The organism is Myxococcus eversor (genome assembly GCF_010894455.1).
Lineage (GTDB): Bacteria > Myxococcota > Myxococcia > Myxococcales > Myxococcaceae > Myxococcus > Myxococcus eversor.
The window spans coordinates 574515-597875 of record NZ_JAAIXY010000001.1 but is presented as its reverse complement, the minus strand read 5'-3'; the positions used below and the strand labels follow the sequence as shown (position 1 = coordinate 597875).

Sequence of the window (23361 nt, the reverse complement as noted above, 5' to 3'; positions counted from 1 at the left end):
GCTGGCGGGCGAGGGAGCAACTGGCTCCCACGTCCCGGCGGTGAGGCCGCCCACGCTCCAGAAGGTCAGGAGCGTCGGGCGGCTTCGATGAGCTCGGCGAGCAGCGTGCGGTGACAGACGGGCTCCAGGATGCAGTCCTTGGAGCAGAGCAGCGTCACCGTCTCACCCCGGTCCACGCGCTCGGCCAGCTCCACGATGATTTCCCGCTGTGACTGCATTTCCTGGATGTACCGCGTTCGGTAGACATCCAGGGTTATCGGTGTCTGGCCCTTGCCGTAGAAGGCCTCGAAGAGGTCGGGGCTGGGGGCGAGTTCGCGGCGCCACGCGTCCCAGGTCTCCTTGGCTTTGGGGAGCCCGCGCGGCCTGTAGCGGCAGATGAGGAGTCGCAAGCCATCATCGGGCTCGCCAGGCACACACCAGCGACGGGTCTTGATGGGCATCCAGGGGCAACGCGGTGGAGTCGGCACCCATTCCGGAAGGGTTCACCCGACTTCTTACCGGACCTGGGCCGATCACTCGCGGTGGCTGTGTTGCAAGTCCTTGGAAACGCTTGGATCCACCGAGGCGAAGGACGCGGCACGCGCCCTGCTATGGGATGGCATCACGAAGCGCGGCGGAACGGCGCGGTGGTTGAGCAGGACGGGCGGTGGGTTGGACGGGGCGGTACGCAGGACGGGCGGCGGGTTGGACGGGGCGGCACGCAGGACGGGCAGCACGGGGCAGTACGGGCGGCGGGTTGGACGGGGCAGCACACAGGACGGCAGCACGGGGCGGTACGGGCGGCGGGTCGGGCGGGGCAGCACGCAGGACGGGCAGCACGGGGCAGCAAGCAGCACAGGGCGGCGGGTTGGACGGGCGGGTTGCAGCACACGGGACGGCTCGGGCGTGAGGGATGGGCGGTGGGGGCCGGTCCTCAGCGGAAGAACATCTTCGCGAGGACCGGTTTACCTTCGACGCCACCCATCCCCATCAAAACACCGAGAGTCCGGTCAGCGTCGTGAAGCGGTCCAGCGCTTCCACGCCAGCAACGGAGTTGCCGTGGGCATCCAGCCCCGGGCTCCACACACACAAGCCACAGCGATTCGGGATGACGGCGATGATGCCGCCACCGACACCACTCTTGCAGGGCAGGCCCACGCGATAGGCGAACTCACCCGCGGCGTCATACGTGCCGCACGTGAGCATCACCGCGTTGACCTGCTTGGCCTGGCTGCGCGTGAGCAATCGCTCACCCTTCGCGCCCTGCCCATGTCGCGCCAGGAAACCGCAGGCCCGAGCCAGGTCCGCGCAGCTCATCGACAATGAGCACTGCCAGAAATAGTGCTCCAACACGCGCGGCACCGGATTCTGGATGTTGCCGTAGCTCGCCATGAAGTGCGCCAGCGCGGAGTTGCGGTGGCCATGCTCGGCCTCGGACGCGGCGACCACCGGGTCGAAGTCCACGGACGCGTTGCCGCTCTCCGCCCGCAGGAACTCCCGCAGCAACCCGCGTGAGTCCCCCGTGAGGCTCAGCAGCCGGTCCGTGACGACCAGGGCCCCCGCGTTGATGAACGGGTTGCGGGGCACGCCCTGCTCATACTCGAGCTGCACCAGCGAGTTGAACGGATTGCCCGAGGGCTCCTTGCCCACCCTGCGCCACAGCGAATCACCGTCTCTGGCCAGCGTCAGCGCCAGCGCGAACACCTTCGAGATGCTCTGCACCGAGAAGGGCACCCGCCAATCCCCTACACCGAACACCTCTCCATCCACCGTCGCCAGCGCCATGCCGAACCGGGAGGGGTCCACCGCGGCGAGCGCCGGGATGTAGTTGGCCACGCGCCCCTGCCCCACCACCGGCCGGATGGCCGCCATCACTTCATTCAGAATCGCCTGGAAGTCGTCCATCACGTGCCCCGTCCGCCGAGGCCCGATGATAGCCGCGCCGGGAAGCGTCGACTCATTCACATCGGTGAACTGGAGAACCTGACCTCATGCCCCAGAGCACTGGGCATTCGCCAGTCACCCTCCACATTCCGCGGACCCGGATGAACGTGGGTCCGGGGAAAGGAAATGAATCGATGCGACATCCCCATTCATACCTCCTCGCCAGCAGCTGTGCGCTGCTCTGCGCCTGCGGTCCCATGGAGGAGTCGGTGGACCCACCGACCACCGACAGCGACTCCGGGCTCGAGCTGAGCCAGGACCTGAACAACCCACCGCAGTGCACCGGCCCCCAGTTCGTCGCGGACCTCGCGCCAGGGACCGGCTCGACGTTCCCGCTCGATAGCGCCGAAGTGGATGGCGTCGTCTACATGAGCGTCATCTACGGTCCGAGCCTCGACACCTACGCCCTGTGGACGCTGGAGGAGAAGTCGTCCGGGTGGAAGGCCACGCTGCTGCTCGGAAACCTCTCCGACGCCCCCAAGCGGATGACTGTCGTGGGCTCCAAGGTCTTCTTCATCCTCGACGATGGCATTCATGGCAGTGAGCTGTGGAAGACGGATGGCACTCCCGGAGGCACCCGGCTGGTCGAGGACATCAACCCCTTCGGCGATGCCTTCTCCGCCAACCCCATCAACCCAGTCGCCATGGGCAAGGCGCTCTACTTCGCCGCCGATGACGGTACGCACGGCACGGAGCTGTGGCGCAGCGATGGAACGACGGGGGGAACGCGCCTCGTGGAGGACATCGCCCCGGGCTTCGCGAGCTCTTCACCCGGGCAGCTCCTCCTGGATGGCAAGCGGCTCCTCTTCGCCGCGGACGACGGCGACAAGGGTCGTGAGCTGTGGAAGTCCAACGGCACGAGCGGCGGAACCCGATTGGTGCGAGACATCGCGCCCGGAGCCACGGACTCGTCACCCGATCAGCTCTTCCGCCTGGAAGACGGCACCCTGTTCTTCGTGGCGGATGACGGCACCCACGGTCGAGAGCTCTGGACGACGGATGGAACGAAGGAGGACACCGAGCTTGTCATGGACATCCGTGCGGGCTCGGAGGGCTCGGACATTGCCTGGCTGACCTCAGGGAAGAAGAAGCTCTATTTCACCGCGAACGACGGTGTCCACGGCGCGGAGCCGTGGACCTCGAGGGGTAAGGAGGACGACACGCGCCTCGTGAAGGACATCCGTCCCGGTGCCACGGGCTCGGCGCCCCGTGAACTGGTGCCACTGAAGGGCAACGTCATCCTGTTCGCCGACGACGGCACCCATGGCCGGGAGCCCTGGAGGAGCAACGGTACGACTGCGGGGACCTTGATGCTCGCGGACACCCACCCGACGTCGCCACAGCCGGGGTACGAGCCCTCCAGCCTGGTCGCCGGCAAGAACAAGGTCTTCTTCTACGCCACCACGCCCGGCGAGGGGAAAGAGCCCTGGGTCACCGACGGAACGACTTCGGGCACCCATCTCATCAAGGACCTGCGACCCGGGCCCGACCACTCCATCTCAGGAGACCCCTACCCGCCCTTCGTCGTGGGCGGCGGCGCGACGTTCGTCTACTACGAGGAGTCGGTGGGCGTGGAGCTGGCGTGGACCAACGGCACCGCGTCGGGAACCCGCGTGGCGGACATCAATCCGGGCCCGGACTCGTCCAATCCGGTCATCTTCCGCGCCACCCGAGACTGGGTGTACCTGGTGGCGGGCGATGGCGTTCACAGCAGCGAGCCGTGGGCCCTGTCCGTGGGCTGCTTCCCCAAGAACTGAGCCTCGAACACGAATCCGTGGCGATGGGTGGCCGGAGCAGGGAACCTGGTGTCCCAGCTCCGGCCATTCCGTCTGGTGGCTCACCGGTCTGGGTGAACCCGATCATTGGCGACGGTTCCTGGCTGGGCTTCAATCAGACTCCCGAGGCCCACCGCGTAGGGAAACCCAAACCACCACTGCTCCATCGTGAACAAGATGAGCGCCGTGGAGAACTCCATGCTGAAGTTCGACTTGTGCGCGGCGCGCATGAGGATGGCGTGGTGCTCGCAATAGAACGCGTCCATGTGCGCGAGGAACTCCGAGGAGGTGATGGACTTCATGCAGAGAAGCCTCGGGATGAGGTACTCGTACTCCACCAGCTCCATGGGGAAGCTTCCGCTCTCGACGGCGTCAACGACCGCGGTGTGGATGTCGATGGAGCCGGAGTGTTTCCTTCCAGCGACAGTCACGGTGTAGTGGAGCGGTCGGCGCGGAACCGTCACGCGTGACGAACCCGCTGGCTCGGTGGGCTCGAACTCCTTCGAATAACAGTCCGCGAGCTGGCCCGACTTGTAGAGGTCCCGGCGCTGAACCTGCCCACAGGCATCCGAGGCGAGCGCGAAGTAGCGCCAGAGGTCGTGCCTGTGGTTGCACATGTTCCAGACGCAGACATCCATGATGACGAACATCAGGGAGAACCGCTCGGGTTTGACTCCGCCCTCTGGGGTGAGCTCGGCGTTCACCATCCACACGCTGCGCTCGTAAGCCTCGATGAGCGAAGCGGTGGAAATCGAGCCGCGAGTCAGCGTCAGCACGCTCTGGGCGCATTCTCCGTTCCGGAGATCCGGACCAAGGTCGGCCCAGTCCTGGGTCAATCCCGTCAACATCAGGTCATCGCGACCGCTGTCGCCAGGGACACACGACAGGTAGTGGCCGAACATGCCCGAGTCACAGGCCTTGAAATCGCGCCAGCGGTCACGGTCCCCAAACACCCACGCGGTCAGCCCGGTCGTGGGGATGGCTCGGAGCTCCGCCTCCATCCTGCGTTTCCCGTCGATATACGCCATCTCGCCCAACAAGTGGGCCCTCCTGGTTCGCAGCTCCGCGGGAAGGTCAGGCATCTCCCACAGGCAACAGAGGTCCCTGACGTAGTGGTTGTGATTCGAGCCACCCACCGTGTCCAGGTTGTACTCGAGGTAGAAGCCGTAGATCAGGGTGCAGAGATAGTCCTGCCGCCAGTCGCCGAACTCGCCACCACTGAGTCCGCCGAGCCATGCCCCGGAGTTGAATATCGGGTAGGCCGCCGCACCGCGCAGCCCATGCTCGTCCATCACCTGGAGCCACGATGGGTTCGCGCAGCCTGACACCTCCGGGGACTTGGTGCTTCTCCCCTGGTTCGCGCCGCCTCGCGCCTGGGTCAGAATCTCCCGGACAAGCCCATCTTCTCCAGTCACGACCACAGGCCAGACCGGACCCGTCTCCGACGATGAATCAGAGGAGGTACCCGTGGTTCGGAGCTTGTTGATGTGCTCGAGGAGGGCACAGCCGTTCTCGAGAATCTCGCTGCACTCCCGGGTCCGGCCCTCGAACGCCGCCCCCAGGGCATGGGGGTCGTCACGCATGACACGCCGGAAGTACTGGGGCTCATAGCTCCAGGAGGGCGGCGCATCCTTCCCGGAATGCGCTCCATACAGCCGCTCCCGGAGCTGCATCATGTGCTTCGCGAAGGGGGACCCCTCGATGAACTTCCTGGGGTGGAGCACATCCATCACGGACTCATTGAACGGCGTGTTCGCATCCGTTCCCACGCGGACCGGCTCCGAGTGGATGCGCTCAATGAGCCGAGGCATACCGCCACCGATGTTCTCGCTGTGCTTGTCACGGGCCATGGCCTCGCGCGCCTGGGAGAGACAACGGCAGTCACTGCCGTGATGCTCCTCCTGGGCGACTGACTCCTTTCATCTCACAACACGTCAATCATATCTCAAACATCCTGCCAGACACCATTGACCGACCCCTTTCATCAGGCGTGGCGCCCGCACCTGAATCAACACATTACCCGCACTGGCTTGCCCGAAGTGACGCGACCTTCCCGGTCGCCACGAATCACGCGGCGGGGAGCGGGTGCGGGCCGACCGGACGGCGGCGGGAACGAAGCTGGCGGACCGCCGCTGGCATGGCCGAGTTCCGCCTCACGTGTCGCCCCGAAAGACTGACACTCGCGAGCACGGTGTCCGGAGGCGGGAATCGCGCGTCCCAGCTCCGGCCACTCCACCTGGCAGCTCAGCGCACGGCCAGTCTGGCGACAGGGAGTGAGCCTTCATGGCACGGTCCGTGCTGTCGGTCCCCACGCCATGGACTCTCTCCTCCAGGATTCCCGTCACGCGCTGCGCCGGTTGCGCCGCAGTCCCACGTTCACGCTGGTGGCGGTACTCACGCTCGCGCTCGGAATCGGGGCGAACGCGGCCATCTTCAGCGTGGTGCACACCGTGCTGCTGCGTCCCCTCCCCCTCCAGGACGACGCGCGCGTGGTGCGGCTGTACAGCGTGAGGAAGCAGGGCCCTGGTCCCACCTCGCCGCCAGACCTGGTGAGCATGAGGGAGCAGGCGCGCGCCTTCACTGGACTGGCCGCGCTCACGAGTGTCGAGCTGACCCTGGGCGCGCATGACGCCGAGGCCGCCCCCGAGAAGGTCCAGGGCACGCTCGCCACGGCCGAGCTGTTCCAGGTGCTTGGCCCTCGCGTGCACCTGGGCCGGGCGCTCCAGCCTGGGGACGATGCTCCGGGAGCGCCTCCGGTCGCCGTCATCTCTCATGGCCTGTGGCAGCGTCGCTTCGGAGGAAGTCCGACGGTGGTGGGACGAACCGTGAATACGGGAGCCCGCGTTCCCGCCACGGTGGTGGGCGTCATGGCACCGGGCTTCGACTTCCCGGCGCGTTCGGAGGTCTGGGTGCCCCTGGGCCTGGACGCGGATTCGCTGACGCCGGAGGCACGCGGTGCCCACTGGCTGGAGGTGTATGGACGACTCGCGCCCGGCGTGAGCATCGAGCAGGCGCGCGCCGAGGTCTCCGTGATTGCACGGGGACTGGCCGAGCAATATCCCCGCACGAACGCGGACGTGGGGGCGAGCGTGGAGTCCCTGCGCGACGTGCTGCTGGGACAGGTGCGTCCCTCGCTGCTGATGTTGATGGGCGCTGTAGGGCTGGTGCTGCTCGTCGCGTGCGCGAACCTCACCCATCTGCTGCTCGCACACGCGGCCACCCGTGAGGGAGAGCTGTCGATTCGCCTCGCCCTGGGCGCGAGCCGGGGCCGACTTGTTCGCGAACTGCTCGCGGAGAGCGGCCTGCTGGCGCTAGCGGGTGGAGCCATGGGGTTGCTCGCGGCCCTGTGGGCAATGGATGCGCTGGTCGCGTTCGGCCCCCGGGACATTCCGCGCCTCGACGAGGCCTCCATCGACGGCACCGTGCTCTCCTTCACCGCCGCGTTGGCGATGTTCACCACGGTGTTGTTCGGGCTCGTCCCCTCGCTGAAGGCCTCGCGCGTGTCACTCGGAAGCGGGCTGCGCCTGGCGAACGCGGGGAGTGGCGGTGGCGCCCACCACCACAAGACGCGCGCGCTGCTCATCGTCGGAGAGACGGCGCTCGCGGTGTTGCTGCTGGTGAGCGCGGGATTGCTGTTGCGCAGCTTCGTGCACCTCCAGCAGGTGGCCCCGGGGTTCGAGTCGGATGGCGTCCTCACGGTGAAGCTCGACCTGCCGCCTAATCGATATGGCTTCGGCACGGCCGCGCCCGAGGCTTTCTTCGACCAACTCCTCACGCGGGTGCGCGCGTTGCCCGGCGTCGAGGCCGCGGGAATCGTCGCGGGCCTGCCGATGGACGGCGGCAAGATGCCCCTCGACCTGAAGGACCCCCAGCGCCCGCTGCCGCCTGGGATGGAGCCGTGGAAGGCCAGCGTGCGCATCGTCAGTCCGGGGGCCCTGGAGACCCTGCGCGTGAAGCTCCTGCGCGGCCGGAGGCTGAGCGACGAGGACCGGGGTGAGGGCAGGCGCGCCGTGCTGGTGAACGCGGAGGCCGCGCGCGGGTTCTGGCCGAACGAGGACCCGCTGGGGCGGACGCTGAGCACGGACGTCAATTGGGGGAACGGTGCCTTCGGAGGTGTCGTGGTCGGAGTGGTGGACAACCTCGCCATCGACGGGCTGGCGGCGCCGGCCGTCGCGGAGGTCTATCTCCCCTATGAGCAGGCGCGCGGTACGCAGATGACTCTGGTGCTGCGGACGTCGGCGGACCCGCTGACGCTCGCCTCGGCGGTGCGCGCGGAGGTCCGGGCGCTCGATGCGAGCCTCGCGCTGGGGAGTGTCCGCACGCTGGCCTCGGTCGTGGACCGCACGGTGGCGCCGCTTCGCTTCTACCTGCTGCTCGTCGGAGTCTTCGCCGGGGTGGCGCTGTTGCTGGCGGCGGTGGGACTCTATGGCGTCGTCGCCTATGCGGTATCCCAGCGCACGCGGGAGCTGGGCATCCGCATGGCCTTGGGTGCGAGGACACACCAGGTGACGAACCTGGTGCTGCGTCGCTACCTGGGACTGACGGCGGTGGGGCTGGGACTCGGGCTCGCGCTCGCCGCGGGGGCCGGTCGGACCGTCGCGCATCTGCTCCATGGGGTTCAGCCCGTGGATCCGCTCACGTACGCGGTGGTGCTCGTGGTGCTGGGGCTGGTGGCCTTTGTCGCGGCCCTGCTCCCCGCTCGGAGGGCGGCGAGGGTGTCGCCCTCGGTCGCGCTCCGAGGCGACTGACGAAGCCGGGCCTGGGAGCCCTCAGCGGGCGTCGTGGAAGATGATGCCTGCCGTGTGCCGGTGACCCGAGCGGAGGCGGCTCACGCCGTGTCGCATGTTGACGCGATAGATGCCTCGCGTGCCCTGCACGGGGCGGTGGTGGACCGGGAAGATGACGCCATCTCCCTGGCGAAGCGGCACCACCTCCGCGCGGGACTGCATGCGCGGACGCTGCTCGGTGAGGACCAGCTCGCCTCCGGTGAAGTCTCGCTCCGGCTCCGACAGGAGGAAGGCCACCTGGAGGGGAAAGACCTCGTCGCCATAGAGGTCCTGGTGGAGGCAGTTGTAGTCACCCTCTCCGTACTGGAGGAGCAGTGGGGTCGGCCGGAGCTGCTCGGCCTGATGACAGCGCGCAAGGTAGGTGGCGTGCGTGTCTGGGTAGCGCGTGTCGATCCCCATCGCTTCGTTCCAGCGATTCGCGATGGCGGCGAGCGGGGGATAGAGCCCACTTCGTAGACGCGCGACGAGGTCGGGGAGCGGATAGGCGAAGTACTTGTACTCGCCCCGACCAAAGCCGTGCCGAGCCATGACGACACGACTGCGGAACGGCGCGTCCGAGGCGTAGAGCGACGAGAGCGCCGCGCACTCGTCGGGCGTCAGCATGGAGGCCAGCGTGGCACACCCGCGCATCCCCAGCTCCGAGCCGAGCCTCTCCCAGTCGAGCGCCTCCAGGCGCTGCTCCATGGTGGGCTGCTTCGACGAGCGCATCCGTCGGAGAGGGGCGGTCATGACAACGCCCCGCGCACAGACGACTGTGATGACATTGGCTTCTGCATCATTCCCCGCGCCATATGGACACTCCGCCCTCTGGTCACCGGTGGCTCGGTCAGCACACCGGACAGATTCAGGAGATGGCGCACCGGAGAACAGGTTGCGACCCGGTTGTTGCTGCGAACGTACAGTGCACGTGCGCCGCGACTGAATCACGCACCGTAAACGCGGGTGGTATCGTGCTCCGTGCGAAGCAACCGCGCGCCCAGCGCATCCAAGGTGGCTCCTTGAGCCGCCGACAGTCGAACCCCTGGCCGAGCCTTCTGCACCCTGGAGAGGGCTTGCTTCGCATCAGGAGCCAACCCGCGCGCCATGAGCACCGCCGCGGCAACCATCCCCGTGCGCCCGTGTCCCTGGGCACAGTGAATGTAGAGCGGCGTCGGCAGCGTGGCCCATGACTCGATATGGGACGCCAGGCGCTCCGCCGACGGTGCCGTCGCGTCGAGGATGGGCAGACACACGTAGTGCTCGACGCTCCGGATGCCCTCGGGCTCGATGAACTCGGACGTCAGGTCCACCACGGTCCGAGTTCCCACCGGTAGCTCCCCCGCCAACAGCCGGCGTCCAATGACGATGCCGGGCGCGACCTCGTCATGCACGGACTCACGCGAGAGCCGCCGGGCCAGGTGCCACGTCGCCCAGGTCATCAGCAGGTAGGGCAACAAGACGACCAGCGCCCAGGGCCGCATCCGCCCATCGCCGCGCTTGCCGAAGACCGCTGGCCCCGCCCCGACATACGCCACCGCCACCAGCGCGAAGCTCAGCGCGGGCCAGAGCAGTCCCCAGCCCAGGCCTCGAAGCTGGAAGGCCAGGACCGTGAGCAGCGCCGCGAAGACACCGAAGACGAATGAGTACTTCATGCCCGCCATGACCTGCCCCCCAGGGACGCATGCCGCGCGGGCGGCTCGATGTCTCCGTGGACTCCTCCCGGCGCGGTGTCGATGGCATCCCAGCCCACCGCTTCGACCTCATCGCTCATGCGCTCGAGTATCGGGCTGAACCCCGCCCCCACGCGAGCGCCTTGAGCCTCCGACAGCCGCTCAGCGCGGCGTCAGCTTGAGCAGCTTCCCGTCATCATCATCCGTGAGGAGATAGAGCGCGCCCTCCGGGCCCTGGACGACCTCGCGGATGCGCGCGTCCAGATCTCTGAGCAACCGCTCCTCGCCCACCACGCGGTCGTCCTTGAGCACCAGCCGCACCAGCGCCTGACTCGACAGCCCCCCGATGAAGAAGTTGCCCTTCCATTCCGGGAACAAGTCCCCCGAGTAGATGGTCATGCCCGAGGGCGAAATCACCGGGTCCCAGTAGTACACCGGCTGCTCCATGCCCGGGCCCTGCGTGGACTTGTGGATGGGCGCACCCGAGTACTCCTCGCCATAGCCGATGGTGGGCCAGCCGTAGTCCTTGCCCTTTTCGATGAGGTTCAGCTCATCACCCCCGCGCGGTCCCATCTCCACCTCCCAGAGCCGGCCCTGGCTGTCGAGCGCCGCGGACAGGACGTTGCGGTGACCCAACGTCCAGATTTCAGGGCGCGCGTCCTTGCGACCCACGAACGGGTTGTCCTTCGGAATGGAGCCGTCCGGGTTGATGCGGACAATCTTCCCGAAGTCGCTCTTCAAGTCGCGCGCCTGGACGCGGCCCGGGAGCACCGAACGCTCGCCCAGCGTGATGAACAGCTTCCCATCCGGCGCGAAGACCAGTCGCCCGCCCGCGTGCAGCGTCGACTCCAGCGTGGGCTCCATGCGGAAGATGACCTTCAGGCCTTCGACCTTGGGCTTCGCCCCATCCACCAGCTTCGCGCGCGCCACCGCGAGCCCGTTGCCGCCTTTGCGCGGTTCGTAATAGCTCCAGTAGATGAGGCCGCTCGTCGCGTAGTCCGGCCCCACCTCCACATCGAGGAGCCCACCCTGACCGCGTCCATCCACGGGCGGCAGCCCCGCGACCGGCGCCGACTTCTCGCCCTTCTGCGTGACGATGAAGAGCTTCCCGGTCGGCTTCTCCGTCACCAGCATGCGCTGGTCCGGCAGGAACGCGATGGCCCACGGCTTGTCGAAGCCCTTGGCCACCTCGGTGACCTGAATCTGCGTGCGCGACTGGACTCCCGGCGCGCGCGTCTGTCCCGGGAAGGCCGGCTTGAACTCGGGCACGTTGGGCGGCGCCGTCTCGACGGGCGCGCCCGTGGGATTCGGTCCCTGGCGAGGCTCGGACTGCTGGCTGCCCGCGGCGCCACCGGGGGCCATGTTGCCACTCGGCTTCGTGGGCTTGGCTGGAGCCTGCCCGTGGGCGGCCCCCGCGAAAGACAGGAGGGTGGTGCAGGCCAGGGTCGTCAACAAGGTACGCATGGACTCACTCCGCGAGCTGGGATGGAAACGAGGCTCTGACGGCGCGCAGCAAACCCGATGTGCATTGCGGGATGGAAGAAGGATGCGCTCAACGCGCGGAAGTGGACGATCCGCCAGGACACCTCGCGGAGACAGCCATGCCCCCGCTCAGTCGACGGGCATCTCGTCGCGAATCCACGCCGTCACGGAGTCCTGACGCGGCGCCCAGCCCAGCTCGCGCCGTGCCCGCTTCGCGCGCACCCGGCTGTTGGAGCCGAACGAGTAGCGCGCATGGCCCTCGCCCCACTCGCGCGAGGCCTCCTCGACGCTCCATGACCGCACCGGCCCCAGCTTCAGCCGCGCCGCGATGGCCTCGCCAATCTCCGCATAGGACGCCTCGCCGTTCTCCACGAAGTAGAAGGCCCCCGCGGGCGCCCGCTCCAGCGCCAGCGCGTAGAGCGTGGTGACATCATCCAGGTGCACGTTGGACCAGCGGTTGATGCCCTTGCCGACGATTCGCACCACCCCGCTCTTGCGAGCCTGGGCGACGAGCGGAGGAATCTGCACGCTGTCCCGGCTCAGGCCCTTGCCCGTGCCGTAGATCATCGTGTTGCACAGCACGATGCCGCGCGCGCCCTCGGCGGCGAGGACTCGATTGTCGAGCGCATGCCGCGCCTGCTTCTGCGGCTCGACGATGAACGGCGTCTCCTCGTCGAACACCTTGGGCGACAGGGCGTCGCCCTTCACGTCGTCGCCGATGACGCTGGAGCCGCTGGTGTGGATGAGCGGCTTGCCGGAGCCGCGCACGCCTTCAATCAACGCCAGGATGGCCTGGTCATGATCGCTGCTGGCCGCGTTGATGACGCCGTCCGCGCGACGGGCCTCGGCTGTGAGCAACGCTGTGTCGTCCAGGTCTCCGCGCACTGGCTCGATGCCGAGCGCGGCCAGCTTCTTGCCCTTCGCGTCGTCGCGCACCAACCCGCGAATGACATGCCCCCGGGCCTTCAGGTCCAACGCCAGGGTGCCGCCGATGAAGCCGGTGGCGCCAGTGATGAAGAGGTTCATCGCGAGGTCTCCAGGGAATGGGACAGCTTCAACGTGCGCACAGCATGCTCACGAATGAAGCCGCTCCCCGGCGGGGTTTTCCGACGCGCGGTGAACACTGAACACCCCGGTCCCGCTCACACGGCGGGCTTCGCGGGCGCCCAGTCCAGCGCCGTCCCACACGCCTTGCAGAAGCGCGCGTCCAGGTCATGTCCCTGCTTGCCACAGCCGGGACAGGCCTGGGTGTCCGGACGCTGCTTCGTGGCGGCGGCCAGCTCCACGGAGACGATGCCGGTGGGCACCGCGAGGATGCCGTAGCCCATGATCATCAACACCGACGCGATGAACTGACCGGGCACCGTCTTGGGAGTGATGTCGCCGAAGCCCACCGTCGTCATCGTCACGATGGCCCAGTACATGGACCTCGGGATGCTGTCGAAGCCGTGCTGCTCCCCTTCCACCAGATACATGATGGCGCCCATGACCACGTCCACGGTCAGCACGAAGCCGAGGAAGACGATGATCTTCCCCCGGCTCGCTCGCAGCGCGGTGAGCAGGACCTCCGCCTGCCCCAACAGGTGCCCCAGCTTCAGCACCCGGAAGACTCGCAGCAGCCGCAGCACGCGGACCACGAGCAGCGTCTGCGCACCGGGGAAGATGACGCTCAGGAAGGATGGGAGGATGGCCAGCAGGTCCACCAGCCCGAAGAAGCTGCGCGCGTAGTCCAGCGGCCGGCGCACGGCGATGAGCCGCAGCACATACTCGAGCGCGAAGATGACGGTGAAGAACCACTCCGCCACCTGCAGGGCGGTCGCGTACCGGACCCGGATGGAGGACACGCTCTCCAGCATCACCGCCGCGATGCTGAAGACGATGGCCCAAAGCAGGGCCACGTCGAACGCCTTCCCCGCCGGAGTATCGGCCTCGAAGATGATGGTGTGGAGTCGGGCGCGGAAACCACCCTGGGGGCTCTGCTCGGAAGACCTGGACACGGGGCGGCAGTCTAGGCGCAACCCGCGGCCGGACGCAGAAGCTTCGCACCCTGGGTGGGTTGAGCCCCGTTACAGACGCCCGGACCCCTTCGAGGGATGCACGGGCCGGCGGACGCGACCTCCACGCTTCACCTCGTCGGCCCTGCACACGCGGACCCGCAGGAAGCGCTGGAGCTGGTCCAACGCCAGATCGTGGTCCGTGTCGCTCTCCGCGCAACAGCAGTCGCTCAGCACGGTGATGTCGTACTCGTGCATGTGCGCGTCATGGGCGCTGAAGAAGACGCACAGGTTGGTGGCGATGCCCGCCATCAGCAGCTTCTTCGTCCCCAGATACTCCAAGAGGGGAACCAGCGACGTGGCGAAGAAGGCCGAGTGCTTGGGCTTGAGGACGAAGTAGTCCGTGGCATGGGGCCGCAAGGCCCGGGCGATGCCTCGGCCCCGGCTGCCCGCCCGGGTGCAGTGCCGGTAGACGTCCCGGAAGTTGCTGCGCCAGTGGTTGAAGTTGTCGTTGACGTAGATGACCGGCACCCCCGCCTTGCGCATCCGCTGGGCGAAGGGCGCCAATCGCTCCACCATCCGCGACGCCCAGGGGAGCACGTGCTCTCCCCCGGGGAAGTCCAGGTCGTTGATGACGTCGATGATGAGCAGCGCGGTGTCCGAGCCCCTCATCGGCTTCGAGCGCGACCTCTTCCCGGACTGCGGGCCCGGCTTGGCCACAGGCACCTCCCGGCGCCTCAAGGTAGCCACGGCCCGGGCGACTGAGCAGTCCCCCAGGGAGCCACGGGCTCGAACGCGGCACGTCCAGGCGGACTACAGCCTCGCCGTGACGCTCAGGAGGCGAACCTGGGTGTTGATCCACGGGATGTAGTTGGAGACCCGGGCATAGATGCCGGGCAGGCCGGGCCTCGCGCAGCCCACGCCAAAGCTCACGATGCCCTGGAGCACTGGCTTGCCCTGCGCTCCGAGCATGAAGAGCGGTCCCCCACTGTCGCCCTGGCAGGCGTCCTTGCCCCCCTGCGAGTACCCCGCCCCGAGCATCGCGTAGCGATCGATGTGGATACCTTGAGAGCGGTAGGCATTCACCATGAGCTGATGCGGGATGGTGGGGACCCCTACCTGCATCAGGACAGGGGACGTGTCATATCCGCCCTCGCGTGTCAGGCCCCACCCCGCCACTGTCGCCTCGGCGTTGTCCGAGACGGTCTCTCCCGCGAGCGGGAGCAGGATGGGCAGGACCGTGGAGGAGAACTTGAGGGGCTTCTCGAGCTTGACGACGGCGATGTCGTTAATCGTCGTGTCCGGGTCGTAGGCCGGATGGTAGACAGTCTTCACTCCTCGGACCGTCTGGGTACCCGCCCCGGGACGCATGAGGTCGTGAATGCCCGCGGAGACCGTTAGACTCGACGTGCCGTCATAGACACAGTGCGCGGCCGTGACGATGATGTCCGACTCCTGCTTCGTCGCGCTGACCCGGATGAGAGAGCCGCCGCAGAAGTGGCTCCCGTACTGCTGCATGCTGACAATCCAGGGGTGGCTCCCCGGGCGCGCCTCCACGCCTCCGACAATCTCCTGGCCGATGCTCTCCACCGCATCGACGCCCTGCACCTCCGGACCACCACAGCCCACCAGCCCCACCGCGACAACGACTCCCAGCACGAAGCGCATCGACCCCTCGGATTTCAAGTTCGAGGCACCTTGTGCAAGCCGAAGACCACGCGCGCGGTAGGGACGGCTTCGAGGGAAGCCGCACGCGAGCCCCGGGCTGAGTCGAGCCGTTGACGTGTCAGGCGCGGTCCAGGTCGCCACCTGACACGTCACGGCCCCTCGGCTCAGTGGCCTTCCGCGCCCGTCGCCCCCGCCGGAATCACGGGGGCCTCCCGCTCCGCCCCGCGCAGGGCGAACTTGCGGATGACGATGTAGAAGATGGGCGTCAGCACCAGCCCGAACAACGTCACGCCGAGCATGCCCGCGAACACCGCCACGCCCATCGCCTGGCGCATCTCCGCGCCCGCGCCCGTGGCCAGCGCCAGCGGCACCACGCCCATGATGAAGGCGATGGAGGTCATCAGGATGGGCCGCAGCCGCAGCCGGCACGCCTCCAGCGCCGCCTGCACCACGCCCATGCCCTCGTCTTCCTGCGCCCGCGCGAACTCGACGATGAGGATGGCGTTCTTCGCCGCCAGGCCCACGAGCACCACGAGGCCAATCTGCGTGAAGATATTGTTGTCCCCACCCACGAACCACACTCCGGCAATCGCGCTGAGCAACGCCAGCGGCACCGTGAGCAACACCGCCAGCGGCAGCGACCAGCTGTTGTATTGCGCCGCCAGAATGAGGAAGGCCAGCAGGATGGCGAGCGGGAAGACGAACAGGCCTTCCTTGCCGGCGAGCTTCTCCTGGTACGTCAGGTCTGTCCACTCGAAGCCCATGCCGGCCGGCAGTGTCTCGGCCGCCACGCGCTCCATCGCCGCCACCGCCTGTCCCGTGCTCACGCCGGGCGCCGCCGCGCCGTTGATGTCCGCGGACGGATAGCCGTTGTAGCGCAGCACCTGGTCCGGCCCGAACGAGGGCTTCACCGTCACCAGGGACGCCAGCGGCACCATGCCGCCCTGCGGGTTGCGCACCTGGAGTCGGCCGATGTCCTCCGGCTCCATGCGGTGCTTCGCGTCCGCCTGGACGTTCACCTGGTACGTGCGCCCGAAGCGGTTGAAGTCATTCACATACAGCGAGCCCAGGTGAATCTGGAGCGTCTCGAACACCGAGCCCAGCGGTACACCCTGCTGCTTCGCCTTCACCCGGTCCACGTCCGCCTGGAGCTGCGGCACGTTGATTTCGAAGCTCGACATCAGGCCCATCAACTGGGGCTCGGCCGAGGCCTTCTGGACCAACGCCTGTGTGGCGGCGTAGAGCGCCTCCGGACCCAGGCCCGCGCGGTCCTCCACCTGGAGCTTGAAGCCCGCCATGGAGCCCATGCCCGGCACCGGGGGCGGAGGGAAGACGGCCGCGAAGCCCTCCTGGATGCCGCCCAGCTTCATCTGGATACGGCCAGCGATGGCGTTCGCCGACATGTCCTCCGCCTTGCGCTTCTCGAAGTCGTCGAGAATCGCGAAGACGACGGCGGAGTTGGGCGAGTTGACGAAGCCGTTGATGCTGATGCCGGAGAAGGCCACCACGTTCGCCACGCCCTTCTCCGCCAGCATCAGGTCCGACATCCGCTTCACCACGTCGTCCGTGCGCTCCAGCGACGACGCGGGAGGAAGCTGCGCCAACCCCACCAGGTAGTACTTGTCCTGCATCGGCACGAAGCCCGCCGGCACCTTGTTGAAGCCCAGCCACGTCAGGAGCAGGAGGCCGCCGTACACGATGAGCGCCATCCCGCTGACGCGCACCACCCGCTTCACCAGCGACACGTACCCTTCCGAGGCCTTGTCGAAGAAGCGGTTGAACGGACGGAAGAGCCACCCGCCGAACGCCTTCTCCATGAAGCGCGTGAGGCCGTCCTTCGGCCCGTGGTGCCCGCGCAGCAACACGCCCGCGAGCGCGGGACTGAGCGTCAGCGAGTTGAAGGCCGAGAGGATGGTGGAGATGGCGATGGTCAATGCGAACTGCCGGTAGAACTGACCCGTGAGTCCGCCGAGGAACGCCGTGGGGACGAACACCGCCGACAACACGGAGGTAATCGCGATGATGGGGCCCGTCACCTCCGTCATCGCCCGCCGGGCCGCTTCCTTGGGGTTGACGCCCTGGGCGATGTGCCGCTCCACGTTCTCCACCACGACGATGGCGTCGTCCACGACGATGCCGATGGAGAGCACGAGTCCAAAGAGCGACAGCGTGTTGAGCGAGAAGCCCAAGAGGTGCATCACCGCCGCCGTGCCCACCAGCGACACGGGCACCGCCGCCAGCGGGATGATGGAGGCGCGCCACGTCTGGAGGAACAGCAGCACCACCAGCACCACCAGCACCACCGCCTCCAGCAGCGTCGTCACCACGTTGCGGATGGACGTGCGCACGAAGAGCGTCGGGTCATACGCGATGCGGTACTCCATGCCCTCGGGGAACGCGTGGTTCAGCTCATCCATCCGCGCGCGAATGCCCGCGGACACGTCCAGCGCGTTGGAGCCCGAAGCCTGGCTGATGCCGATGGCCACCGCCGGCTTCCCGTCCAACCGGGCGCGCACCGAATAGGAGTTGGCGCCCAGCTCCACCCGGGCCACGTCGCGCAGGCGCGTCACCTGCCCGCCCTCGCCCACCTTCACGACGATGTCGCGGAACTGCTCCTCGTCCGTGAGCCGGCCCTGCGTGGTGACGGTGAGCTGGAAGGCGGACTTCTCATCCGGCTGCTGGCCGATGACACCCGCCGCCACCTGCACGTTCTGCTCGCGGATGGCGCCCACCACGTCGCTCGCCGTGAGACCGCGCGCGGCGAGCAACCGGGGGTCCAACCAGACGCGCATGCTGTACTCGCCCGCGCCCAGCACGTTGACGCTCCCCACGCCGGGGACGCGCTGGAGCACGTCGCGCACCTGGAGCACCGCGTAGTTGGAGAGGTAGAGCGGCTCCAGCGTCCCGTCGGGCGACACCAGGTGCACCACCATCAGCAGGTCCGGGCTCGACTTCTCGGTGAGCACACCCAGCCGCTGCACCTCCGCCGGCAGGCGCGGAATCGCTCGGGCCACGCGGTTCTGCACCTGCACCTGCGCGGTGTCCGGATTCACGCCCATCGCGAAGGTGACGGTGACGGCCACCCGGCCATCGCTCGTCGCCTGCGAGGACATATAGAGCATGCCCTCCACGCCGTTGATCTCCTGCTCCAGCGGCGCGGCCACTGTCTCCGCGATGACGCCCGGGTCCGCGCCCGGATAGGCCGCGCGCACCACCACCGTGGGCGGTGACACGGCCGGGTACTCGCTCAGCGGAAGCTGAATCAACGACAGGCCACCGCCAATCAGCAGCAGCACGGACAGCACGGCCGCGAAGATGGGCCGGTCCACGAAGAAGTGCGCGAACTTCACGGCCGCGCCCCTTCGGCATGCTCGGAGCCGGCCATGGCCACCACCGTGGGCGCCACCGTCATGCCCGGCCGAGCCATGCCCTTGAGCACCACGCGCTCACCCGTCGACAGGCCCTTGAGCACCACGCGCAACCCGCTCTCGGTGGTCCCCAGCTCCACGCGCCGCTGCTCCAGCGTCTGGTCCGGACGCACGACGAGCACGTAGCGCCCCTTCTGGTCCGTCCCCACCGCCTGGTCCTGGATGAGGAGCGTGGGATGCGCCGCGCCCGTCTCCAGTCGCACCCGGGCGAACAGGCCCGCCGTCAGCTTCCCGTCGGAGTTGGGCAGCACCGCGCGCGCTCGCGCCGTCCCTGTCGCCGTCGCCACTTGATTGTCCAGGAAGTCCAGCCGCGCCTCGCGGGGGAAGCCCTCCTCACCCGTCAGCGCCACGCGCACCGGCACCGCGTTGACGCGCCCGTCCTTGCCGCGCGCTCCCGAAGCCGTGCCCGCGAAGCGCAGGTACGTCGCCTCGTCCACGTCGAAGTAGACGTAGAACGGCTCCACCGAGACGATGGTGGTGAGCAGCGTGGCGTTGGCGCTGCCGCCGCTGACCAGGTTGCCCGCCGTCACCAGCGCCCGCCCCACCCTGCCGCTGACGGGCGCGCGCACGCGGGTGTCCTGCAGGTCAATCTCCGCGGAGCGGGCCGCCGCCTTCGCGGACTCCACGCGCGCACGGGACTCCGCGCGCTCCGCCACCAGCACGTCGAAGTCACCCCGGGAGATGGCCTGCTCGGCCACCAGCTTCTCCCCTCGCTCGAACTTCTTCTCCGCCAGCGTGCGCCGCTCCTCGGCCTGACGCAGGTCCGCCTGGGCCCGGGCATGCGCCGCCTCGAAGGTGCGCGCGTCGAGCTGGAACAGCACCTGCCCCGCCGTGACGAGGCCGCCCTCCGCGAAGCGCACCGCGTCGATATAGCCACCGACGCGAGGCCGCAGCTCCACGCTCTGCACCGCCGCGAGCGTGCCGGTGAACTCGGCGCTGTTCGCCACCTGCCGGGTGACGACCTCCGCCACGACGACGGGCGCCGCCGCCGGTTTCGCGGGCCCTCCTCCTTGTTGCGCGTCCGAGCCCTCGTCTCGCGCGAGCACAAGACCACCCACCACCAGCGGGAGGGCCAGAGCCCCTCCCACCGCTGCACGTCTCCAATTCATGGCTGACTCCAACTTCTATTCAGGGGTCGGACACACCGGTGGCGCTCGCATGCCCGCGATTGCGCCTCCGGCGGCCCGTGGGAAACAGGAGGGGAACGACTGAATGCACTTCTCCCGGCCAGTCGGTGCGTCACCGCCGGAAGACAGGATGTGGATGTGTCTGGGACTGACTCAGGAGCCGGGCTTGCGGCGCGCCGAGCCTGGAGACGGGCTCGGCCCTCCGCGCGAGGACCGGTGGGGTGTTAGCGAGACGAGGAACGACAACAGCGTCCCGAGGAATGGGACACCCGAGGCGGAGCACGCCTCACCGCGGAGGTAATTTGCAACATTGCCCATTACTAATTGCCCCCGGCCCTGACGCGCAACGCAAATTGAAGCGGCCGGTCCGAGGTGGGAGGTCACTTGCCCGTGGCGGAGCACCCCGGAGGTGGCTTCCAGTCGCGCAGCGCCGTGAGCAGTTCGTCCTGCTCCTGGTCGACACCTTCGGGGGCATCCACCGCGCTGACGCCGGCCGGACGCGTGAAGTCGAGCAGGTCCACGGGCGCGGGGCTGGACGGGCAGCCAGGCTTGAAGGTCTCCTCCAGCGCCACGATCAACTCGTCCGCGTGGTTCTCCGCGGGGTCGGCGGACTCGGGCCACGTCACCTCGCCCGTGAGCGGCTCGCCTTTCGCGGGAGGAAACCAGGTCCAGCTCAGATGGGTCTGCCCGCTGTGGAACCACATGGAGCCGCCTCCCATCCCGGCCATGGTGGTGATGCCCGAGGGCCGCTCCCGCCATTCAATGGCATAGCCCGCGGGCACCGTGCGGGTGACCGGGCGGGCGCGCTCCACGGAGATGCCCTCTTCGCCGAGCAGGAGCACCCACGTCAGCTCGCGCAGCAGCTCTCGCGACAGGGCCCCCGCCGTCACCTGGGGACGACGGTTCGCCTGGGTGGTCTCCACATCCACGCGACCGATGCGCTCCGCGTCCTCGTACAGCGACAGCCTGCTGCAGCTTTGCGACACCCAGGCCGCGCCCGTCTCCAGGTGGTACGCGCGCACCTCGTCGCAGAACGAGTAGTGCCCCCGGCGGCCCCGCAGCACCAGCCAGCCCTCCGTCGGCGCGCGGAGCCGCACCACCGGAAGCACCTTCTCGAAGGACTTCGTCCCGCCCTCACAGGAGCGCCAGGCCGTGTAGCGCCAGCGCTTCGGCCGGGGCTTCGCGTCGTTCACGCAGGCCTTGCGAGCCTCCGCCTCCAACTTCGCCTCCGCCTTGTCGGCCTTCCGCTCCAGCTCTCGCAGGAAGGACGCCTCCATCCTCCCGGACCAGGCCTCCGTCTCCTTCGCGCAGGCCGCGTCCTTGGAGGAGCACAGCATCCCCGCGAGCCGGTGGTCCGGCTTCACGGTCTCCAGCGTCAGCACGTCGCGGGCCTCGGGCGGCAGCACCACCGTGCGCGTGCCGGGCTTGCCCAGCTCCAGGTAGGACTCCACCCAGCTCCGTCCCCCTTCCTTCCACCAGGTCTTCAAGCCCAGGAGCGGCACGTCCTCGGGGACGGGCTCGGGCTCCTCCCGGCTCATCTCGAAGCAGCGCGACATCAAGAGCTCGCGCAGGGCCGACACGCCGAGCTTCCCGTCACCGTCGTCCGGCAGCGCCTCCAGCCTCGCATCCAGGGCGAGCAGCCGCTCACGGGCCGCCGTCCACTCCTCGGGCGCGGAAGCGGGGCACGGGGTGAAGACCTTCTCGTCCGCGGGCGGCTTGGCGGACAGGAACACACCCAGGGTGAGCAGGGGCAGGAGCATGGGCCTTCCAGAATCGCTCATTTCCCCCGGGCGGAGCCAGGACGTCCCGGGGCGCGAGACTTCCCGGCGGCGACGGCAGATGCTAACCCCACGCCTGCTCATGCCACGCACGACGACCCTGGAGCTCTACAAGGAAGAGATGAAGTTCTCGGCCGGGCACTTCACCATCTTCTCCGCGACGCACCGCGAGAACCTGCACGGCCACAACTTCACCGTCTATGTCGCGCTGACGGGCGAGGTCGCCGACAACGGGATGCTCTCCGACTACGGCCCGCTGAAGCAGACCATCATCGCCCGCTGCCGCGCCTGGAACGAGACGTTCTTCCTTCCGGAGAGGTCCCCTTTCTTGAAGTTGGAGCGGGACGCGAAGGGCGATGTCCTGGCGCGCTTCAACGGGGAGGAGCTGCGCTTCCTCGCGCGCGACATCACCGTGCTGCCGGTGGAGAACGTGACGCTGGAGGAGCTGGCGCGCGTCTTCGGCGAGGAGCTGCTGGGAGACGGCTCCGCCCTGCGCAAGGACGGCGTCACGCGGCTGGTGGTGAAGTGCTCCTCGGGCCCCGGCCAGTCGTCCTCCTGGGAGTGGGAGGCGTCATGACGGACCAGGCCATCATCACTGGCGCCAGCCGGGGAATCGGCCAGGCGCTGGCCGCGCGCTTTCGCAAGGAGGGCTGGGGCGTGCTGAACCTGGCGCGCCAGCCGAGCCACGTGCCGGGTGTCGTGGACCTGGGCGTGGACCTGGGCTCCGGCGACTGGGAGCCTCGCGTGGAGGCCGCGCTGCGGGACACCGCGGGACAGGCCAAAGACCACCGCGTCTGCCTGGTGCACAACGCGGCCATCTATGACCACGACGACGCGCTGGAATTGACGGCGGCGCAGCTTCGCCGGGTGCTGGAGGTCAACGTCGTCGCGCCCGCCGTGCTCAACCGGCTGACGCGGCCCTATCTGGGCGACGGCTCATCCATCCTCTACGTGGGCTCCACGCTGTCGGAGAAGGCCGTGAGGGGCAACGCGTCCTACGTGACGTCGAAGCACGCGCTCGTGGGGCTGATGCGCTCCACCTGCCAGGACCTCGCGGGCACGCGCATCCACACCGCCTGCGTGTGCCCGGGCTTCACCGACACGGAGATGCTGCGAGAGCACCTGGGCGACGACGCGAAGCGCGCCGCCATCATCTCCGCGAAGTCGACCTTCGGGCGCCTCATCACTCCGGACGAAATCGCGAACGTCCTCTACTTCTGCGCCACCACGCCCACCGTGAATGGCGCGGTGCTCCACGCCAATCTGGGACAGGTGGAGACCTGAGGGCTCAGCCCTCGGCCGGGTAGACGGTGCACTGCGAGGTGCACGTCTCCGACACCCGCAGCTTGACGACGCGCGCGGTGGCGAAGCTCAGCCGCTCGAAGACCCAGGCGGCGAGCAGCTCGCTGGTGGGGTTCTCCAGGCCGGGCACGTCGTTGAGCAGCCGGTGGTCCAGCAGCGCGTGCAGCGGCTGCCACGCGGCGTTCAGCTCCGCGAAGTCGACAATCCAGCCGAAGTGCGGGTCCACCGGTCCGCGCACGGTGATTTCGATGCGGTAGCTGTGCCCGTGGACGCGCGAGCACTTGTGGCCGGGGGGGACGTTGGGGAGACGGTGCGCGGCCTCGAAGGTGAACTCCTTCGAGATTTCAGTCACCAGCGCGGCTTTCTTCGTCGAGACGGGCTCCATTGGACCGGCCTTCTACCCACGTTTGCCTCCGGGCGTCGAGCCAAGACGCAGGCCGGGCTCCCA

18 protein-coding genes are annotated in these 23361 nt (G+C 68.2%); 4 read left to right on the top strand and 14 right to left on the bottom strand.

Features of this window, described 5'->3' with window-relative positions; translation table 11 throughout:
- Nucleotides 1–65: 65 nt before the first annotated feature.
- Nucleotides 66–440 carry a DUF488 domain-containing protein gene (locus tag G4D83_RS02425; RefSeq protein WP_163862235.1) on the bottom strand — a complete coding sequence of 125 codons (375 nt, stop codon included), beginning with the start codon at nt 438–440 and terminating at the stop codon, nt 66–68.
- A 529-nt stretch (nt 441–969) separates the two neighbouring features.
- Nucleotides 970–1884 carry a glutaminase gene (locus G4D83_RS02420; protein ID WP_163862775.1) on the bottom strand — a complete coding sequence of 305 codons (915 nt, stop codon included), beginning with the start codon at nt 1882–1884 and terminating at the stop codon, nt 970–972.
- A gap of 173 nt (nt 1885–2057) precedes the next feature.
- Here G4D83_RS02420 and G4D83_RS02415 point away from each other — a divergent pair, with 173 nt between their 5' ends.
- Nucleotides 2058–3680 carry an ELWxxDGT repeat protein gene (locus tag G4D83_RS02415; RefSeq protein ID WP_163862232.1) on the top strand — a complete coding sequence of 541 codons (1623 nt, stop codon included), beginning with the start codon at nt 2058–2060 and terminating at the stop codon, nt 3678–3680.
- A gap of 80 nt (nt 3681–3760) precedes the next feature.
- Here the strand turns inward: G4D83_RS02415 and G4D83_RS02410 are convergent, their stop codons facing one another.
- Nucleotides 3761–5548 carry a hypothetical protein gene (locus G4D83_RS02410; RefSeq protein ID WP_163862229.1) on the bottom strand — a complete coding sequence of 596 codons (1788 nt, stop codon included), beginning with the start codon at nt 5546–5548 and terminating at the stop codon, nt 3761–3763.
- Nucleotides 5549–6013: 465 nt separating this feature from the next.
- Between G4D83_RS02410 and G4D83_RS02405 the strand changes: the two genes are divergently transcribed.
- A complete protein-coding gene (locus G4D83_RS02405) occupies nt 6014–8446 on the top strand; it encodes an ABC transporter permease (protein WP_163862226.1) in 2433 nt (810 codons plus the stop codon).
- Nucleotides 8447–8467: 21 nt separating this feature from the next.
- Here the strand turns inward: G4D83_RS02405 and G4D83_RS02400 are convergent, their stop codons facing one another.
- The 10 genes from G4D83_RS02400 to G4D83_RS02355 all read right to left on the bottom strand — a co-directional run bounded on the left by G4D83_RS02400 (nt 8468) and on the right by G4D83_RS02355 (nt 21593).
- Entirely contained in the window at nt 8468–9214 is a 747-nt protein-coding gene (locus tag G4D83_RS02400; RefSeq protein WP_205522550.1) for a 2OG-Fe(II) oxygenase, read from the bottom strand.
- 194 nt (nt 9215–9408) lie between these two features.
- Nucleotides 9409–10125, bottom strand: coding sequence for a phosphatase domain-containing protein (locus tag G4D83_RS02395; protein ID WP_163862223.1), 717 nt, complete (start codon nt 10123–10125; stop codon nt 9409–9411).
- Nucleotides 10126–10296: 171 nt separating this feature from the next.
- Nucleotides 10297–11598: a PQQ-dependent sugar dehydrogenase gene (locus tag G4D83_RS02390; protein ID WP_163862220.1), complete on the bottom strand. Its 1302-nt coding sequence runs from the start codon at nt 11596–11598 to the stop codon at nt 10297–10299.
- Between the two features lie 147 nt (nt 11599–11745).
- A complete protein-coding gene (locus tag G4D83_RS02385; RefSeq protein WP_163862217.1) occupies nt 11746–12642 on the bottom strand; it encodes an NAD-dependent epimerase/dehydratase family protein in 897 nt (298 codons plus the stop codon).
- A gap of 116 nt (nt 12643–12758) precedes the next feature.
- A complete protein-coding gene (locus tag G4D83_RS02380) occupies nt 12759–13613 on the bottom strand; it encodes an ion transporter (protein ID WP_163862214.1) in 855 nt (284 codons plus the stop codon).
- A gap of 69 nt (nt 13614–13682) precedes the next feature.
- Nucleotides 13683–14282: a cysteine hydrolase family protein gene (locus G4D83_RS02375; protein WP_163862209.1), complete on the bottom strand. Its 600-nt coding sequence runs from the start codon at nt 14280–14282 to the stop codon at nt 13683–13685.
- Nucleotides 14283–14423: 141 nt separating this feature from the next.
- Nucleotides 14424–15278 carry a serine protease gene (locus G4D83_RS02370; protein WP_163862207.1) on the bottom strand — a complete coding sequence of 285 codons (855 nt, stop codon included), beginning with the start codon at nt 15276–15278 and terminating at the stop codon, nt 14424–14426.
- A gap of 164 nt (nt 15279–15442) precedes the next feature.
- On the bottom strand, nt 15443–18628 hold the full coding sequence (locus tag G4D83_RS02365; RefSeq protein ID WP_163862204.1) for an efflux RND transporter permease subunit: 3186 nt from the start codon (nt 18626–18628) through the stop codon (nt 15443–15445).
- Entirely contained in the window at nt 18625–19815 is a 1191-nt protein-coding gene (locus tag G4D83_RS02360; protein ID WP_163862202.1) for an efflux RND transporter periplasmic adaptor subunit, read from the bottom strand. Before G4D83_RS02360 ends, G4D83_RS02365 begins: the two co-directional genes overlap by 4 nt.
- A gap of 398 nt (nt 19816–20213) precedes the next feature.
- Entirely contained in the window at nt 20214–21593 is a 1380-nt protein-coding gene (locus tag G4D83_RS02355) for a hypothetical protein (RefSeq protein ID WP_163862198.1), read from the bottom strand.
- A 100-nt stretch (nt 21594–21693) separates the two neighbouring features.
- Here G4D83_RS02355 and G4D83_RS02350 point away from each other — a divergent pair, with 100 nt between their 5' ends.
- On the top strand, nt 21694–22188 hold the full coding sequence (locus tag G4D83_RS02350; protein ID WP_163862195.1) for a 6-pyruvoyl trahydropterin synthase family protein: 495 nt from the start codon (nt 21694–21696) through the stop codon (nt 22186–22188).
- Nucleotides 22185–22895 (top strand): SDR family NAD(P)-dependent oxidoreductase, encoded by a 711-nt coding sequence (locus tag G4D83_RS02345; protein ID WP_163862192.1) that lies wholly within the window; start codon nt 22185–22187, stop codon nt 22893–22895. Before G4D83_RS02350 ends, G4D83_RS02345 begins: the two co-directional genes overlap by 4 nt.
- 4 nt (nt 22896–22899) lie before the next feature.
- On the opposite strand, the gene queD is transcribed toward G4D83_RS02345, so the two are convergent.
- A complete protein-coding gene (queD, locus tag G4D83_RS02340; protein ID WP_163862189.1) occupies nt 22900–23298 on the bottom strand; it encodes a 6-carboxytetrahydropterin synthase QueD in 399 nt (132 codons plus the stop codon).
- Nucleotides 23299–23361: the final 63 nt, after the last annotated feature.